General features: G+C 56.1%; 12 protein-coding genes. 8 read left to right on the top strand and 4 right to left on the bottom strand.

Annotated elements, in window-relative coordinates; translation table 11 throughout:
* Positions 1-47: 47 nt before the first annotated feature.
* A complete protein-coding gene (locus CSC3H3_RS18290; RefSeq protein ID WP_101268993.1) occupies positions 48-506 on the top strand; it encodes a heme-degrading domain-containing protein in 459 nt (152 codons plus the stop codon).
* Positions 507-626: 120 nt separating this feature from the next.
* On the opposite strand, the gene CSC3H3_RS18285 is transcribed toward CSC3H3_RS18290, so the two are convergent.
* Entirely contained in the window at positions 627-1,025 is a 399-nt protein-coding gene (locus tag CSC3H3_RS18285; RefSeq protein WP_101285758.1) for a GFA family protein, read from the bottom strand.
* A gap of 31 nt (positions 1,026-1,056) precedes the next feature.
* Positions 1,057-2,085 carry an NAD(P)/FAD-dependent oxidoreductase gene (locus CSC3H3_RS18280; RefSeq protein WP_101285757.1) on the bottom strand — a complete coding sequence of 343 codons (1,029 nt, stop codon included), beginning with the start codon at positions 2,083-2,085 and terminating at the stop codon, positions 1,057-1,059.
* A gap of 247 nt (positions 2,086-2,332) precedes the next feature.
* Here CSC3H3_RS18280 and tsaE point away from each other — a divergent pair, with 247 nt between their 5' ends.
* From tsaE to CSC3H3_RS18240, 7 genes are all read left to right on the top strand, one after another.
* Positions 2,333-2,809, top strand: coding sequence for a tRNA (adenosine(37)-N6)-threonylcarbamoyltransferase complex ATPase subunit type 1 TsaE (gene tsaE / locus CSC3H3_RS18275; protein ID WP_101285756.1), 477 nt, complete (start codon positions 2,333-2,335; stop codon positions 2,807-2,809).
* A complete protein-coding gene (locus tag CSC3H3_RS18270; protein WP_101285755.1) occupies positions 2,806-3,948 on the top strand; it encodes an aminoglycoside phosphotransferase family protein in 1,143 nt (380 codons plus the stop codon). Before tsaE ends, CSC3H3_RS18270 begins: the two co-directional genes overlap by 4 nt.
* Entirely contained in the window at positions 3,945-4,673 is a 729-nt protein-coding gene (locus CSC3H3_RS18265) for a nucleotidyltransferase family protein (RefSeq protein WP_245881180.1), read from the top strand. Before CSC3H3_RS18270 ends, CSC3H3_RS18265 begins: the two co-directional genes overlap by 4 nt.
* A gap of 200 nt (positions 4,674-4,873) precedes the next feature.
* Complete coding sequence (gene addB / locus CSC3H3_RS18255; RefSeq protein ID WP_245881179.1) at positions 4,874-8,323, top strand: double-strand break repair protein AddB; 3,450 nt, start codon at positions 4,874-4,876, stop codon at positions 8,321-8,323.
* 134 nt (positions 8,324-8,457) lie between these two features.
* A complete protein-coding gene (gene addA, locus CSC3H3_RS18250; protein WP_101286315.1) occupies positions 8,458-11,955 on the top strand; it encodes a double-strand break repair helicase AddA in 3,498 nt (1,165 codons plus the stop codon).
* A gap of 93 nt (positions 11,956-12,048) precedes the next feature.
* On the top strand, positions 12,049-12,369 hold the full coding sequence (trxA, locus tag CSC3H3_RS18245; RefSeq protein WP_101269001.1) for a thioredoxin TrxA: 321 nt from the start codon (positions 12,049-12,051) through the stop codon (positions 12,367-12,369).
* Between the two features lie 96 nt (positions 12,370-12,465).
* A complete protein-coding gene (locus CSC3H3_RS18240) occupies positions 12,466-13,146 on the top strand; it encodes a dienelactone hydrolase family protein (RefSeq protein ID WP_245881390.1) in 681 nt (226 codons plus the stop codon).
* Positions 13,147-13,279: 133 nt separating this feature from the next.
* Here the strand turns inward: CSC3H3_RS18240 and CSC3H3_RS18235 are convergent, their stop codons facing one another.
* Both CSC3H3_RS18235 and CSC3H3_RS18230 read right to left on the bottom strand, forming a co-directional pair.
* On the bottom strand, positions 13,280-14,965 hold the full coding sequence (locus CSC3H3_RS18235; RefSeq protein ID WP_101285753.1) for a methyl-accepting chemotaxis protein: 1,686 nt from the start codon (positions 14,963-14,965) through the stop codon (positions 13,280-13,282).
* Between the two features lie 492 nt (positions 14,966-15,457).
* The gene (locus CSC3H3_RS18230; RefSeq protein ID WP_101285752.1) at positions 15,458-17,155 is read right to left on the bottom strand and encodes a methyl-accepting chemotaxis protein; all 1,698 of its coding nucleotides are present in this window, start codon (positions 17,153-17,155) and stop codon (positions 15,458-15,460) included.
* Positions 17,156-17,342: the final 187 nt, after the last annotated feature.

Genomic DNA, 17,342 nt, shown 5'->3' with positions numbered 1-17,342 from the left:
TAGCTGGTTGCAGATGGCTGTTTTCCCCGCCCAACAGGAGGTTTCTTATGGATCTGGATTTACTGGCCCGGCAGGAAGAAGCCCTGGTCTTTGACAGTTTTGATGAAAACACCGCCTGGAAGGTAGGGGCCATTCTTGTGGAAGTGGCGCGGGCGCGAAATGCCCCGGTGGTGGTGAATATCCGCACCCCGAACCGCACACTTTTTCATGCGGCCCTGCCTGGTGCCGTACCGGCCAATGATGAATGGGCACGTCGCAAAAGCAACCTGGTTTTGCGTGAACATCAGTCATCCCGCCGGTTTGGCATGGCGCTGCAAACCAAAAACAAAACCCTGGCTGATCACGGCATTGATTTTGCCGATTACGCCGATCACGGCGGCAGCTTTCCGTTGCGGGTTAAAAATGTGGGGGTGATCGGTGCCATTACGGTTTCAGGGCTGGCATCGCACGAAGATCACGACATGATTGTCGGTGTGCTGGTCGAACTGCTTGGGGTCAGGCTGTAATCTGCACAGATTTTGAGAGAGTTTGAGCGTTTCAGGCTTTGAGGTTTGCGGGCAACGCTGCCGGAAACCGTGTGTGATATTGCCGTATCGCGGGGATTGGTGCGCGCGTTTTAACGGCGATCAGTCGAAATGATCGGCGCCGGGGTCAATATCGGCAAAGTTTTTAAGGGCGTTGCGCATCCAAAGGTGTTTTTGCGCGCGAAAGGCGCTGGGATCATCAAATGTGCCCAGCCGGAAATCGATAAAGCTGTCATCCGATGCCTTGCGCCAGGTTATGCTTGATCCGCATTTAGGGCAGAAACCACGATACTTGCCCGGCGAACTTTCATAATCTGTCGGTTTGCCATTCCAGATAACGGCGCTGGCGGGAAAGCTGACAAAGGTTGAAATACCGGCACCGCTATCCTTTCGGCACATGTTGCAATGGCAGTGATTGCTGCCAAGTGGTGCGCCAGAAACTGAAAAGCGCACCGCGCCACAAAGACATCCACCTGTATGGAATGATGGTTTTGTGGTCATGGTGCGCCTTTTCGAAATGGCTGTATTTCGATTATTCGTTAGGAACGCCAGTGGTTGTTGAATATTCGAAATGAAATTCTTTATCAGGGAACAGATAGCCGCGTGCCGCATGAATGGCGCTGGCACCTTCGGCAAAGCCTGACAGGATCAGTTTCAGTTTGTGTTCGTAATTGGCAATGTCGCCGATGGCGAAAATGCCGGGAATGGATGTTTCCATCGTCGCCTGGGTTACGCCAATATGGTTGCGATCCAGGTTCAGGCCCCAATCGGCGATCGGTCCCAGTTCCATTGCCAGACCAAAGAAGGGCAGCAGGTGATCGGCTTCAAGGTCCAGTTCCTCGCCTTTCAGGGTGGCAACCGTTACGTGGCTGAGCTTGCCTGATGTGGTGTCGCCTTTAAGACCCTTGAGCTGATAGGGGATGACCATTTCGATTTTGCCGGCTTCGGCAAGGGCGGCAAGCTTGGCGCTGCTATCGGGTGCGGCGCGGAATTTGGGACGGCGGTGCACGACATATACCTTGTCGGCAATATCATGCAGGGACAGTGCCCAGTCGACGGCAGAATCGCCACCACCGGCAATGACAACCTTTTTGCCGGCAAAATCGGCACGTCGTTTGACGTAATATTGAACGCCACCAGACCCTTCAAAATCTTCCAGGCCTTCCATCGGCGGTTTGTTGGGGCCAAAGGCACCGCAGCCTGCTGCAATAACAACGGCACCGGCATCAATTGTGGTGCCGACCGATGTTTCCAGGGTAAAGCGGCCATCATCGCGCTTTTCCAGTTTGATGACCTGCTGACCCAGATGGTAGGTCGGCTCGAACGGGGCGGCCTGCTTGGCAAGCTGGTCGATCAGGTCCTGCCCGGTGATTTGCGGATGGGCGGGAATGTCAAAAATCGGTTTTTCCGGGTAAAGCGCACTGCATTGGCCGCCAACCATGTCCAGCGCATCGATAACGTGGGTTTTCAGGCCCAGCATACCGGCTTCGAATACGGCGAAAAGCCCGACCGGGCCTGCACCAATGATGGCAATATCCGTGCTGTGCGACGCTTCCGACATCTTGATTCCATTCCAAAAAACAAAGGGTGTTAACCTGTCAGGGGCGAAATAGCATTTTGTCCCCGCAATCGCAACGTTATCCGCCCTTGCGCGATCAGTGGGGCTGCCATGTTGACAGGCTTTTAACCGGGGCAGGTTACAATAAAATGCCTGTCAAAATCATTGCGAAATCGCCCTTTCTGCCCGTAGAACAGGGGAAAGGGCGACAATTTTCGCAATATCGGTGTGAAAGCGGGTGCAAAGGCAAATGGAAAAGACCGTCGATATCAAGGACCAGGCCGGAACCGAAGAACTTGCAGCCCGCCTTGCTGCGGTGGCGCAGGTGGGCGATGTGATCCTGATGCATGGTACCCTGGGCATGGGCAAAAGCGCCTTTTGCCGGGCCTATATCCGTGCCCTTGCCCAAAACCCGCATGAAGAAGTCCCCAGTCCGACCTTTACCCTGGTGCAGATTTATGATCTGGTGCCGGTGCCCGTCTGGCATTTTGACCTTTATCGTTTGTCGGACCCGGAAGAAGTTCATGAACTGGATATCGAAGATGCCTTTAGCGAAGCTGTCAGCCTGATCGAATGGCCCGACCGGCTGGACTATTTAACGCCTGAGGCGCATCTTGATATTTATATCGAACCCGGATCAAACGCCGATGCCCGCCAGATACGGCTGGTGGCATCGGGCGAAAGCTGGCAGCAGCGTATCGCCGGGCTTAACGGGAATGTGGCATGAGCCAGCAGGATAGAGGTTCTGTTATTGATGGTTTTTTGGACCAGCATGGCTGGGGCAGTGCCGGGCGAGAAAAGCTGGTTGATGATGCCTCGGCGCGGAAATATTTCCGCCTTGGTCGCGGGTTTGAAACCGCCCTTTTGATGGATTTCCCACCCAATGCCGTGTCGATTGACCCGCATGGGGTTAGTGACATTCCCGAACGCCTAGCATCCATCGCGCCGGTGTTGCAAACCACAACCCTGTTTACCGACCTGGGCTGGCGTGTGCCGGAGGTTTTGGCCCATGATGTGGCAAATGGTTTGGCCCTGATCGAGGATTTTGGCGACCTGACCTTTACCCGTGCCCTGGCAATGGGCAGCATTGTGCCAGCCAGCCTTTATATCCGCGCAACCGATGCGCTGATTACCCTGCATCGCGGGTGTGATGCGATGGCGGCAGGGGCGGCAGGGGTGAATGCGGCGAATGGCGCGAATGGTGAATTATCGCAGGCGATGGCAGGGCTGGTAACCTATCAGCCCGCAAATTTGCGCCGTCAGCTTGCCAGCTTTGGCCGGGATTATTTGCCGCTGGTGATTGCCGATGATGCCCGGCGGGGCCACGCCATGCAGGAATTTGACGATCTTCTGGATCATGTATTGCCGCAATGTTTTGACGCGGGGCAAACCATTATCCACCGGGATTACCATGTTGATAATCTGATGCTGGTGGATACCGATGATGGCGATGCTGATTGTGGCATTATCGATTTTCAGGACGCCGCCATTGGCCCGCGCCCCTATGATCTGGTGTCGCTGTTGCGCGATGTGCGCCATGATGTGGGCATCGATATCGAACGCACCATGATGGCGCGGTATCTGGCGGCCTTTCCCGAAATTGACGAAACCGCGTTTAACCGCGCCTACATTGCCACGGGCATGGTGCGGAATTTTCGCATTTTGGGCCGGTTTGGCTGGCTGGCACGCGAAAGTGGCAAGATGCGCTATCTGGAATTTGTCCCGCGCTGCTGGGAACTGATTTTGCGCGGGGCGCAGCAAAACCTGCCGGAACTGGCAGACTGGGTTGAAAACCACATTCCCGCCAGCGCCCGGTTGGCCCCTGTTATTCCCAACGATCATTCCCAACCATGGACCGGAAAATGACCAGTAACATGCACCCTGTTTTAAAACCGGCGCAGGCAATGGTTTTGGCCGCCGGCCTTGGCAAGCGTATGCGCCCGATAACCGATAAAATGCCCAAGCCGCTGGTGCCCGTGGCAGGCAAGCCGATGCTGGACCATGTGCTGGACCGCCTGGGCGATGCCGGGTTTGACCGTGTGGTTGTCAATAATCATTATCTTGGCGAAATGATTTCTGACCATGTGGCAAACCGGGACTTTCCCGTGGTTGTCAACTCGCCCGAGGTGGAATTGCTCGAAACCGGGGGCGGGGTGCAAAATGCCCTGCCGCTGCTGGATGATAGTGCCATTCTGGTGGCCAATGCCGACATGTACTGGACCGAAGGCAAAGACCCCTTATTTGAACGCATGATCGAAGCCTTTGACGCCGAACATATGGATGCCCTGTTGGCGATTGCGCCGGTTGATGGTGCGTTTGGTTATGACGGGGCGGGCGATTTTTTCTGGCAGGTGGATGGGCGGTTAAAACGCCGGGGAAGTGCGGTAGCTGCCCCCTATTTTTTTACCGGTGTGCAGATATTGAATCCGCGCCTGTTTGAAGGCCTGCTGCCGGGCAATTTTTCGTTAAATGTGGTCTATGACCGGGCATTGGAAAATGGCCGCTGTTACGGGCTGGTGCATGATGGCCGCTGGTTCCATATTGGCACGCCCGAGGCCCTGCAGGATGCGGAAAACGCCCTGGCGGAATAACCCGGCCTGAAACGCGCGCAATCAATTGCAGGCTGTTATCCCGGCCTTTGTCAGCAGGATGATGAATTGATCATTCTTCGTGGCAAAGGCGGGTGCAAAAACCCATGATTTCGCGTTAGGCTGGTATCGGTAAACCACGATTAAAAAATGAAGGCTGCCTGCCCGATAGAACCCGTCGGGCACGGCAAATGGGGACAAATATGACGGACAATCTGTTTTATATTCCGCCTGGTGCACCCTTTGCCGACATGCTTGCACAGCAATTGTTGCGTGAAGCTGCCAGCCAGCCGGTTATTTTGTCCGATACGTTGCTTCTGGTGCCCAATCGGCGGTCTTGCAAAGTGATGCGCGATGCGTTTTTGCGCCAGACGCAGGGCAAGGTCACCCTGTTGCCGACCATTCGCCCGCTGGGCGAGGCCGATGAAGATGAACTGGCAATGTTTGGCGTTGCCGATCAGGATGCATTGTTGGACCTGCCGCCAGCCATTCCGGATTTGCAACGAAAGTTGCTGTTAACCCGTTTGATCATGTCGCGCGCCGATTACAAGGGCGTAAAACCCACGGCTGACCAGGCCGCACGACTGGCAGGCGAACTGGCGCGGTTTTTGGACCAGGTGCAAACGGAAAATTGCAAGTTTGATGAACTTGAAGGGCTGGTTCCGGCCGAATTTGCCCAGCACTGGCAATTGACGCTGGAATTTTTGCAAATCCTGACCAAATTCTGGCCCAATATTCTGGCGGATCAGGGGGTAAGCGACCGTGCCGCCCGCCGGAACGCCATGATTGCCGCCCAGATCGACCTTTGGGACCACAACCCGCCGCAATATCCGGTGATTGTAGCCGGTTCCACGGCCCCATTCCCGGCCTTGCGCGACTTGGTTGGGGCGGTGTTGGCCCTGCCGCAGGGGCGGGTGGTTTTGCCCGGTTTGATGACCGGCCTTTCAGCAGGGGACTGGCTGGCGATTGCCGATGATGCCGCCCATCCCCAGCATTTATTATCGCGGCTGTTAACCCATATCGACCGTGCCGCACAGGATGTACGCCCGTGGGGCGGGGTGGATGATGCGGCTGTGGCAGCGGACGCCATGCGCGATGGCCAGGATCAGCGGGATGGTGATGATATCCCGGCATATTTTGACGATATACCCGATGATGCCCTGCTTGATGATGCCTATTCGCAATCATATGCAGAGCCTTATCCGGATTATGCCCCTGACCCGGCGGCGGAGGTTGAACCCGCATCGAAGGTTGCGCCAGCTAAAGGGGCAATGCGCGATCTGTTTGATGATTTTGTCGCCCCGCAAAGCCCGATTTCACCGGCAATGGATGATGCCCTGCTGCAAACCAGCCCGATGACCCCGGTGGATGGTGGTATTGGACCCTCCGCGCAGGGGGAGCGCCGCCGTCTGGTGCGCGAGGCATTGCGCCCGGCGCTAACCACTGATCAATGGCGCTATATCAGCAATTTTGCCCCGGATGTTCTGGATGGGGTTTTGCGCGTGGATTGTTCGGGCGCACGCGAAGAGGCCGCCACCATCGCATTGATGATGCGCGAGGCATTGGAAGAACCCGGTAAAACCTGTGCGCTGGTAACGCCGGACCGTGGCCTTGCCCGGCGTGTGGCAACCGAACTGCGCCGCTGGGAAGTGGATGTGGATGATTCCGCCGGTGTGCCGTTACACGATACCGCGCCTGCGATTTTCCTGCGTTTGGTTGTTCGCACCGTGCAGGAGCAATTTGCCCCTGTGCCGTTGCTGGAACTGTTAAAACACCCGCTATGTGCGGCGGGCATGGCCCCCGAAACATTCCGGACGCACACCCGCCTGCTGGAATTGCAGATTTTGCGTGGGCCAAGGCCGGGGCCGGGGCTTGAGGGGTTGATCAGCGCGATTGATGGCTGGCGCGATGAAACCATTGATCGCCTTACCAAGGCCAGTGCCAGCAATGGTGCGCCCGGTGCCAACATTGCCCCGCGGATAGAACGTATTCGCGATGACCATCAACGCCTGTGCGACCTGGTTGCTGCATTGGAAGCAGCCCTGTCGCCCCTGCGCGATTTGATGGGGGATAAAACCATTTTGCCGGTCGAAGCGCTGCGAACCCATGTGCGTTGCTGCGAAACCCTTGCCACAACCGACCAGCAGGAAGGGGCGGACCGCCTGTGGCGCGGCGATGCGGGCGAGGCACTGGCCGATTTTGTTTATGAACTGCTTCAGGCTCTGCCGGGATTTGAGGTGTTGCAGGGCGCGCGCTATGGCGCATTTATTGATGCTCTGATGGCAGACCGTGCCGTGCGCCCGCGTTTTGGCAAACATCCGCGCCTGTTTATTTGGGGAACGGTCGAAGCCCAGATGCAGCAGGCGGACCTGACCATTCTGGGCGGGTTGAACGAAGGGGTGTGGCCGCCCGAAGCCGGGTCCGACCCGTGGATGAGCCGCCCGATGCGGCGCAAATTTGGCCTGCCGGCCCCCGAACACAGGATCGGACAATCCGCGCATGATTTTCAGCAGTTATTTTGCGCACCAAAGGTGGTGATGACCCGCGCCTTGCGTGTAGGCGGCACGCCAACCGTGCCATCGCGGTGGTTGTTACGGATTGAAAACATATTGCGGAAATCCGGCATCGTGATGGAACGGGCCGATGCCGCGCAGTGGCGACACCTGGCCGACCAGCTCGACGAACCCAGTGCGGAAATGCGGGTGCGCATTGGCCGCCCCGCACCAACCCCGCCGGTTGATGCCCGGCCCAATCGCCTGTCGGTTACGCAAATTGAAACCTGGATGCGCGATCCTTATGCGATTTATGCGCGCCATATTTTGAAACTGCAAAGCCTGGATGATATCGACCTGGACCCCGGCGCGGCCGATTATGGCAATTACATTCACGAATCACTGGATCGTTTTATCAGCCAGTATCACGATTACCTGCCCGCCGATGCCGAGGAACGGTTGATCGCGATTGGCGAGGATGTTTTTGCCCCCTTAAAAGCCCGGCCGGGATTATGGGCATTCTGGTGGCCGCGTTTTCAGCGTATTGCCAAATGGTTTGTGCAGACCGAAGCCGGGCGGCGTGCCGAATTGCGCGCATCCCATACCGAACGGACGGGAAGTCTTGTTCTGGGTTCCGGGTTTGAGGTTTATGCCCGTGCCGACCGTGTTGATGTGCTGCGCGATGGGGGCATTGCCATTATCGATTATAAAACCGGTGTGCCGCCGGGGCCGCGCGATATTTTGAACGGTTTTGCCCCGCAATTGCCGCTGGAAGGGGCGATTGCCGAACAGGGTGGCTTTGCCGCAGTGGAAAAGGGACCAGCGGCATCCTATGCCTTCTGGAAGCTGTCGGGCGGGGACCCGGCGGGGGAAATTCGCGAGCTGGATACCGCGCGCCTTAAAACCACGCCGCATGATCTGGCGCGCGATGCGGTTGCCGGTGTGGCGGCCCTTGCCACGGCCTTTGCCAACCCCGAAACCCCGTATCTAAGCGTTCCACACCCCGATAACGCACCGAAATATTCGGATTATGTGCATTTGTCGCGCGCGCGCGAATGGATGGGCAGTGAAGAAATTGATGATGGCCCCCATACGGGGGCGAAAGGTGCGGCAGATGGCAGTGCCGATGCAAAGACCAGCGACAAAGGGGATGCATCATGACGCAGCCATTTGACCATGATGAAAATGGCGCAACCGCAACCGGCAGCGCAGGGCAGAACGGGCAGAACGGGCAGAACAGTGTGCAAACCCCGGTTTCGACCGCGACGCCGTCCATGCCTGCTGATACGCCCGATATGCCTGAGACGCCCGGTGACGACCCCAATATTTTGCAACGCCGGGCGTCAGACCCGATGGCATCGGTTTGGGTGTCGGCATCGGCCGGGGCCGGGAAAACCAAGGTTTTGTCGGACCGTGTTTTGCGCCTGATGTTATCGGGCACGGAACCGCACCGCATTTTATGCCTGACCTTTACCAAGGCGGCAGCCGCAGAAATGGCCAACCGCGTGAATGAACGGTTGGGCCGCTGGGCCACCATGGATGATGCCGATTTGCAGCGTGATTTGGCAGATTTGTCTGGCGAGGCACCGGCTGCGGATGAAACCCGGCGGGCACGGCGGTTATTTGCCAGTGTGCTGGATGCGCCGGGCGGCATGAAAATTCAGACGATCCATGCATTTTGCCAGTCGCTGTTGCGGCGGTTTCCGCTGGAAGCGGGGCTGGCCCCGCATTTTGAAATCATGGATGACCGTACCGCATCCGAAACAATGGCTGATACCCAGGAAGAAGTGCTGGCCTATGCGCGCAGCGGCCATGACCCGGTTTTGGCCGATGCGCTGGCGGTTGTAACAGGGCAGGTGCGCGAAGGTGCCTTTGGCGAGGTGATGCGCGATCTGGCCCGTGAACGGGGCCGGTTAAAACGGATGCTTGATGCCCATCACGGGCGGGATCGCATGTGCGAGGCGGTTTACAAATCGCTGGGTGTTGCGCCGGGGCAAACAGCGGAAAAGATGCTGCATGATGCATTTGCAGATGGTGCCTTTGACCGCCAGGGTTTGATGATGGCGCTGGCCGCACTGGAAGCAGGCACCAAAACCGATAAGGACCGGGTGCCTGCCCTGGCCCAGTTTTTGGAAAAAACTGCTATCGAGGACCGGATTGCGGTTTTTAATGATTATCGCAGTGTGTTTTTCACTGCCGCAGGCGAACCAAGGGCAAAGCTGATTACCAAAAAGGCCGGTGAAAACCACCCGGCGGGTGCCGATGCCCTGGAACAGGAATGCGCGCGCCTGATCATGCTTGAGAAAAACCGTAAGGCCGCGATGCTGGCGCAATGTACAGCGGCGCTGATTTGCATGGGCGAGGCGATGCTGGCGCGCTATGCCCGGAAAAAGGCGCTGCATGCCTGGCTTGATTATGACGACCTGATTTTAAACAGCGTCAATCTGCTTGAACAGCAGGCGGGGATTGCGGGCTGGGTGCTGTTTAAACTGGATGAAGGGCTGGATCATATCCTGATTGACGAAGCACAGGATACCAACCCCGAACAATGGAAAGTCGTGCAAATTCTGGCCGAAGAATTTTTCAATGATGCCAGCCAGCACGAAGATAAGCCGCGCACCATCTTTGCCGTTGGGGATGCGAAACAATCTATTTACAGTTTTCAGCGGGCAGACCCCGAAAAATTTGCCGAAATGCGCCGCCATTTTGCCCGTCGCGCCGCCGAGATCGAGGCGGAATGGCGCGAAGTACCCATGAATATTTCCTTTCGGTCCACATCTGCCGTGCTGGGCACGGTGGACCGGGTTTTTGCCGGGCCGATTGCAAAGCAGGGTGTGGGCGATGAAGGGCAGAATGTTGCCCACCATGCCTTTCGTCAGGGGCATGCCGGGCGCATTGAATTGTGGCCGCCATGCGAACCGTTACCGCGCGAGGAACAGGAACCCTGGACACCGCCAACCCGTATCGTGCGCCTTGATGACCCCGAAATCAGGCTGGCGCGCGTGATTGCCGGGCATATTCGCAAGGCGGTGGATGCGCGCGAAATTTTGCCATCACGCGGGCGACCGGTACGCGCCGGGGATTTCATGATTCTGGTGCGCCGTCGAACTGCCTTTGTGGACGAGGTCGTAAAGGCGTTAAAAGAACGCAATGTGCCGGTGGCCGGTGTGGACCGTATGGAAATCACCGAACAGCTTGCGGTGATGGACCTGATCGCCTTTGGCCGGTTTCTGTTAATGACCGACGATGATTTGAACCTGGCAACGCTGCTTAAAAGCCCGATCATTGGTTTTAGTGAAGAACAGCTTTTCAGCCTGGCCTATAATCGCCGCCGGACCCTTTGGCATGCCCTGCGCGAACGGGCCGATGAAAACCCGGATTTTGGCCGCGCCTATGGCTTTTTGGCACGCTGGCTGGGCCGGGTGGATTATGAACGGCCGTTTGAGCTGTATGGTGAATTGCTGGGCGGGCGCGGTGAGGATGCCCGCGGGGTGCGCGCGCGCCTTGTGGGGCGTTTGGGGATCGAGGCGAATGACCCGATTGATGAATTCCTGAACCTTGCCATGAATTACGAGGCCGAACATGCGCCAACCCTGCAGGGCTTTTTGCACTGGCTGATGGCGGGCGAGGCCGAGATTAAACGTGACCTTGAACAAAGCGGGCGTGATGAAGTGCGCATCATGACGGTGCATGGGGCCAAGGGCCTGCAGGCACCGATTGTGTTTTTGCCTGATACCATGCAGGTGCCAACCCAGTCGCCCAACCTGTTTTGGCAGGACCGGGACCAGTTGATGTTCTGGCTGCCGCGTGTGGCACTGGAAAATGACCGGGTGAAATTGCTGCGCGATGAAATCGCGTTAAAACGTGATCAGGAATATAACCGCCTGCTGTATGTGGCATTAACCCGTGCCGAAGACCGGCTTTATATTTGTGGCTGGAAAGGTGCAAAAAACCCGCCAGACCATTGTTGGTATAGTTTATGTGAACTGGCATTGCGTGACTTTGCCAGCGAAACCACGATGGATTTTGCCAGTGTTTCGCCATCAGGCTGGCAGGGAGCGGGCTTTGTTTGGGAAACGCAACAGATTGCAAAACCCAAACCCGATAAGGCCGCAAGCGAAGCACTTGCCCTGCCCGAAGGTGAAACAGATGCACCCGACGGGCAGGTTATGTGCGGTATGGAAAAGCTGATCCGCACGGTGGCACCGCAAGAATCCTTTCCGCCCAAGCCACTGGCACCCAGTCGCCCGCTTGAAGAAGAACCATCCGTGCAATCACCGCTGGGGGGCGATCAGGGGCAAAGTTTTAAACGTGGTATTTTGATCCACAAATTGTTGGAACTGTTGCCTGACCTGTCGCCAGACCGCCGCTTTGATGCCGCCGAACGGTTTTTGGGGCAGCCGGTGCATGGATTGACGCCCGATCAGCAGTTTGAAATCGCCAATGAAACACTGGCGATATTCGATAACCCCGATTTTGCGCCAATCTTTGGCCCGTCATCACGGGCCGAGGTGCCATTGGTCGGTATTGTGGGCGGTGATGTTGTGTCTGCCCAGATCGACCGGCTGGTGATTGCAGGCGATGAGGTGATGATTGTGGATTATAAAACCAATCGCCCGCCGCCCCGCGAAGTAGAGCAGACACCAATGGCTTACCGGCGGCAAATGGCAATTTATCGCGATGCATTGACCCAGATGTATCCTGATAAAACCATTCGCTGTCATATTCTTTGGACCAACGGCCCCTGGATGGTGGAACTGCCTGAAAGCCTGATGCGAATGCAACGCGCTTGACCTTTGGCCTCTGCCTGCCTACCTTTGCATCCATAAGCGGATCGAGGTTGCCCGCTTGGGTGTATGGCCTCGTAACAACTAGGATCTGACAGAATGACAACGATTAAAGTATCCGATACGTCATTTGACTCTGACGTTATTGGCGCAGACGCGCCGGTTCTGGTCGATTTCTGGGCGGAATGGTGCGGTCCGTGCAAACAGATTGCCCCGTATCTCGACGAAATCGCTGGTGAACTTGGCGAAAAGCTGACCATTGCCAAGGTCAATATCGACGAAAACCCGAATACCCCCGCCAAATACGGTGTGCGCGGCATTCCGACCCTGATGATCTTCAAGGGCGGTGAAGTGTCGGCCATCAAAGTTGGCGCCATGCCGAAAAGCGCACTGGTTGACTGGATCAATCAGTCGATCTGATCGGTCATGACCGAACGGAAAATCGAAAAAGGCGGGTGCTGTATGGCCCCGCCTTTTCTTTTTGTTTGATGCCGCAAGGAGGAAAAATTGCCAGAAATGATCCGGCTGACATCGGCAATTGACGGGTTTGAATTTGATGCGTGGCATGGAAAACCTGATGGCGCGCGCAAAGGCGGATTGATCCTGATTCAGGAAATTTTCGGCCTGGATGATTATATCCTGGAAGATGCCCGGCGCTGGGTGGCGTTGGGATATGAAGTCATCGTGCCATCCATGTTTGACCGCCAGGAACGTGGCTTTGTTGCCAAACATGATGCCGATGGCCTTGCCATTGGCCGCAAATATGCCGGTGATAATGGCCCGGAAAACCCGGTTGCCGACGTAAAAGCCTGCGTTGATGCCCTAAAACAGGACGGGCCGGTATTTTTGATCGGCTATTGTTATGGCGGCACGGTCGCCTGGCGGGCCGCAGCCCGGATTGATGAACTGGCCGCCGTGGTCAGTTATTATGGCGGTGGTGTTGCCGGTATTGCCGACATGACCCTGAAATGCCCGGTAATTTGCAATTTCGGGCGCAAGGATGCGCATATCCCTGCGGATGATGTGAAGGCAACAATCAAGGCCGCCCACCCGGAAGTGCCGGTTTATATTTACGAAAATTCCGGCCGCGGTTTTAACAATGATGGCCGGCCTGATTCCGATGCCCAAGATGCCCGCCTTGCGCGGGTACGCGCGGCCGCCCTGTTTGATGCCTGTGGGGCGGTGATTACGCCATAAATACGCCATCCATGCTGTTTTGCCGTTTGGGGCCTTTGGCAAAGGAATTGGGCAACGGCATTGTGGATGCTGATCAAGGAAAAAGGCAGGCTGTGGTGCAGCCTGCCTTTGCCATTCAGGGATAATTTCGCAATCAGGCCGCGCGAATATCGCGCAGGAAGCCGTGAATTTGCGAAAGCAGGGTGTGGGATTTATCCGACAGGTCCTTGGCGGCACGCAGGACTTCGTCAGAAGCCTGGCGTTCATCCTCGGCCGAGGCGCGAAGGCCATCGACATTGACCGATACTTCCTTGGTGCCCTGTGCGGCCTCGGCAACATTGCGGGCGATTTCGCCAGTGGCGGCATCCTGTTCCTGCACTGCTGCGGCAATGCCCGAGGCAACTTCGTTGAGTTCCTTCATGCGGGCGGCAAGGTGCTGGATGGCGCCAAGGGCATTTTGGGTGGAACCCTGAATATCGCCAATCTGACCGGCGATATCTTCGGTCGCCCGGGTGGTCTGGTTGGCAAGGTTTTTGACCTCGGCGGCCACCACGGCAAAACCCTTGCCGGCATCGCCCGCGCGTGCGGCTTCGATGGTGGCGTTGAGTGCCAAAAGGTTGGTCTGTTCGGCAATTGACTGGATCAGTTCAACAACCTCGCCGATTTTATCCGAGGCAGAACCCAGCGCGCTAAACAGTCCGGTTGCATCGTCGGCTTCCTGTGAGCCGGATTTGGCAATTTCCGAACTGCGGCTGACCTGCAGGGTGATTTCATCAATCGAGGCAGCAAGCTGTTCGGCTGCCGAGGCAACCGTATCCACGTTATTGGCGGCCTGTTCGGTGGCAGCGGCAACGGCAGTGGCCTGTTCGGTGGTGTGCGATGACTGGTCGCTCATATCGCCTGCGGTGCTGCGCAACTGGGTTACGGCGGCATTGACGACGGTCAGGTTTTCTTCGACTTCGCCTTCAAAACTGTGGATGAGTTGTTCGATCCGTTCGGCACGTTCGATATGTTCCTGCTGGGTGCGGGCCTGTTCGGCCTGAAGGCGGTCGGTTTCCTTGCGGTTTTCGCGGAAAACATCAAAGGCCCGCGATAATTCGCCAATTTCGTCTTCGCGGTCGGTATGGTGCAGTTCCAGGTCAGTATTGCCGCCAATCAGGGCATTTAGCGCATTGGTGATATCGCCCAGCGGTTTGGTGATGGAACGGCCAATGGAAAGGCCAATCAGGCTTAGGATCACCAGCAGGATAACGGCAAAGGCAATATCAACCGTGGCCCGTTTCCAGAAAATGCTGTCGACATCATCAATGTAAATACCGGTGGTTAAAACCCATCCCCACGGGGCAAAGCTGCGGGCATAGGAAAGTTTGGGGGCGTTACCGGTTTTGTCGGGTTTGGCCCAGACATAATCGACATAGCCGCCATCACCGGTTTTGGCCACGGATACCAGGTTGGTCAAAAAGGCTTTGCCATTCACATCGCGAATGTCATCGGTGCTTTTGCCGACCAGCGATGCGGTGATCGGATGCATGATGATGGTGCCTTTGGCATCCATGACGAAAACATAATTGTCGCCGTCATAACGCAGGGCCGCAACGGTTTCGAGGGCCTGTTTTTTGGCATCTTCCTCGCTGATATCGCCGGTTTTTGCCATATCGGCCAGGCGAGCCATGCTGGTTTCGGCCATATCAACGATCTGGCGGATGTTTTCTTTGCGGTCGTCAAGCAGGGTTGTGCGCAGTGTAAAAAGATCAAAAATTGTTGGTATGCAGAGTGCTATTGCAACCAGAACCAAAAGCAGGCGCAGCTTTGCTGCAATTGAAAAATTGGAAAGCGTCATGTTCGAAACCCTGAATGGCAGATGTTTTTTCAACAAAAAACGGAAAACGGCCCCCTCGTGTGAAACCGTAATATGAATCGATTTCACCTTATGGTGGCAAAAACATACAGCGATTTAGCGTGCCGAAAATTGATCTGATACCAAGTGGCAATTGGTTTGATTAAAATTTTTGATCTGTGAAAGGCAGTTGGGCAGGGTTTTTATATAAGAAAAATATTGTTTTAAAGTGTGACTATCGTGCTCGCCGGGTTTTTAAAGTCATTCCAGAAATGTGGAAAAAATTATCTTTTTAACTTCTGGGTTGTGTGAAACAGGCATTGCGGGCAGGGCGGATGGCCTGTTTTGGTGAAAATCGCATCTGCAATTTGCGAATCGCCCGTTTATATTGCCGGGGCGCACCCAATTATGGGTTGATGCGATAAACCGGTGATCGGGCATGAAAAAGGCAGGGAATGCCCCTGCCTTTTGCAAAATATGTTGGTTCGCAATTGCTTATGCGTTGCGGATATCGGTCAGGAAGTGCTGGAACTGCGACATCAGCGAGCGTGATTTTTCATCAAGCCCCTGTGCGGAATGCAAAACATCGTTCGAAGCAACGCGTTCGCTTTCGGCTGATTGACGCAGGCCTGCGACATTGGCCGAAACTTCCTTGGTGCCTTGGGCGGCTTCGCCCACATTGCGTGCAATTTCGCCGGTGGCGGCATCCTGTTCGGCAACGGCCGCGGCAATACCGGCGGCAACTTCGTTCAGTTCCTTCATCCGCTGGGACAGATGCGTAATCGCACCCAGCGCATTCTGGGTGGACCCCTGAATACCGTTGATCTGAAGGGCAATGTCTTCGGTTGCGCGCGTGGTCTGGTTTGCGAGGTTTTTGACCTCGGCGGCCACCACGGCAAACCCTTTGCCGGCTTCGCCCGCGCGTGCCGCCTCGATGGTGGCATTCAGGGCAAGAAGGTTGGTTTGTTCGGCAATGGACTGAATCAATTGGACAACTTCGCCAATTTTTTCCGATGCACTGCCCAGTTCGGCAAAGATGCTGGTGGCTTCATCGGCTTCCTGGGACCCGGTACGGGCAATATCGGAACTGCGATTGACCTGCTGGGTGATTTCATCAATCGAGGAAGCAAGCTGTTCGGCGGCCGCAGCGACCGTATCGACATTGCGTGCCGCCTGGTCGGTGGCAGCGGCAACGGCGGTGGCCTGATCGGTGGTGTGGGACGACTGGCGCGTCATTTCATCGGCGGTGGAATGCAGGACACGCACCGCATCATTCACGCCATCCAGATTGCGCGAAATATCGCCTTCAAATTCGTGGATCAGGCTTTCTACCCGGTTTGCACGGGCAATCTGGGCCTGCTGTTCGCGTTCATGTTCGGCGCGGGCGGCTTCGTTACGTTTCCGGTTTGACCGGAAAACCTCAAGCGCACGGGCCAGTTCGCCAATTTCATCGCGGCGGTCTTCGGCATCGGGGATATCCACGACAATATTGTTATTGCCCTGTGCCAGCCCGTTAATGGCGCGGGTAATATCGCCTAGCGGTTTGCCGGTTGACCGGCTGATGGCTGCCCCCAGCAGGCCAACCAGCACAACAACAACGGCGGCAACGACGATATCGCTGATCGCACGGTTCCAGAAGGCATCGTCAAGATCATCGATATAGGTGCCAGCACCAATGACCCAGCCCCAGGGTTTAAAGGCCGCACCATAGGATACCTTTTGCAGGGCTTCTTTTTCGCCCGGCTTTGGCCATTTATAGGACAGGAAACCACCCTTGCCGGTATTGGCAGCCTTGACCAGATCGGCGAAAATCTTGACGCCGTCCGCATCGGCGACGTTGGAGCCATCGGTCCCGTTCAGGGCCGGTTTGACCGGATGCATCAGAATATGCGAGCTGCGGTCGATGATGAAAATGTAATTGTCGCCATCAAACCGCTGGTCCTGCACGGTTGCCAGCGCCTGTTTCTGGGCATCTTCCTTGGAAAGGGTGCCGTCCTGCGCCAGTTTTGCATAATGGTCGATGGTGGTGGTTGCCAGTTCAACAACCTGGCGAACATTCTGTTTGCGGCCGTCAACCAGGGTTCCACGCAGAGTAAAAAGGTCGTAGGCAGTCAAAGCCAGAAACGCAATTGCGACGATCCCCAGTAAAAGTCGCAACTTTGTCGATATTGTACAGTTGGATAGGTTGGTCATCTTAGCCCCAAGTGTTTTTGTTATCGCAGCACCCAATGCAGGGAAGTGCATTGTGACCGATTTCTGTCATTCTCTTTTAAGTTGAGCGTCGGTTATTGACCGTTTGTTCAGTCGATATTTTTTCGTCTGCGCAACTTTGTTTCAGCACATCCCATTCTTCTTGTCAGAGAAGCATGAATTATTATCA

The sequence above is a fragment of the Thalassospira marina genome (genome assembly GCF_002844375.1).
In the GTDB taxonomy this organism is placed as follows: Bacteria; Pseudomonadota; Alphaproteobacteria; order Rhodospirillales; family Thalassospiraceae; genus Thalassospira; species Thalassospira marina.
The sequence above is the reverse complement of the archived record's forward strand: the minus strand, read 5'-3'. Positions and strand labels throughout refer to the sequence as shown.

Coding starts and splice junctions, on each gene's coding strand:
- CSC3H3_RS18290 (WP_101268993.1), top strand. CDS start 48: ATGGATCTGGATTTACTGGCCCGGCAGGAAGAAGCCCTGGTCTTTGAC.
- CSC3H3_RS18285 (WP_101285758.1), bottom strand. CDS start 1,025: ATGACCACAAAACCATCATTCCATACAGGTGGATGTCTTTGTGGCGCG.
- CSC3H3_RS18280 (WP_101285757.1), bottom strand. CDS start 2,085: ATGTCGGAAGCGTCGCACAGCACGGATATTGCCATCATTGGTGCAGGC.
- tsaE (WP_101285756.1), top strand. CDS start 2,333: ATGGAAAAGACCGTCGATATCAAGGACCAGGCCGGAACCGAAGAACTT.
- CSC3H3_RS18270 (WP_101285755.1), top strand. CDS start 2,806: ATGAGCCAGCAGGATAGAGGTTCTGTTATTGATGGTTTTTTGGACCAG.
- CSC3H3_RS18265 (WP_245881180.1), top strand. CDS start 3,945: ATGACCAGTAACATGCACCCTGTTTTAAAACCGGCGCAGGCAATGGTT.
- addB (WP_245881179.1), top strand. CDS start 4,874: ATGACGGACAATCTGTTTTATATTCCGCCTGGTGCACCCTTTGCCGAC.
- addA (WP_101286315.1), top strand. CDS start 8,458: ATGCCTGAGACGCCCGGTGACGACCCCAATATTTTGCAACGCCGGGCG.
- trxA (WP_101269001.1), top strand. CDS start 12,049: ATGACAACGATTAAAGTATCCGATACGTCATTTGACTCTGACGTTATT.
- CSC3H3_RS18240 (WP_245881390.1), top strand. CDS start 12,466: ATGATCCGGCTGACATCGGCAATTGACGGGTTTGAATTTGATGCGTGG.
- CSC3H3_RS18235 (WP_101285753.1), bottom strand. CDS start 14,965: ATGACGCTTTCCAATTTTTCAATTGCAGCAAAGCTGCGCCTGCTTTTG.
- CSC3H3_RS18230 (WP_101285752.1), bottom strand. CDS start 17,155: ATGACCAACCTATCCAACTGTACAATATCGACAAAGTTGCGACTTTTA.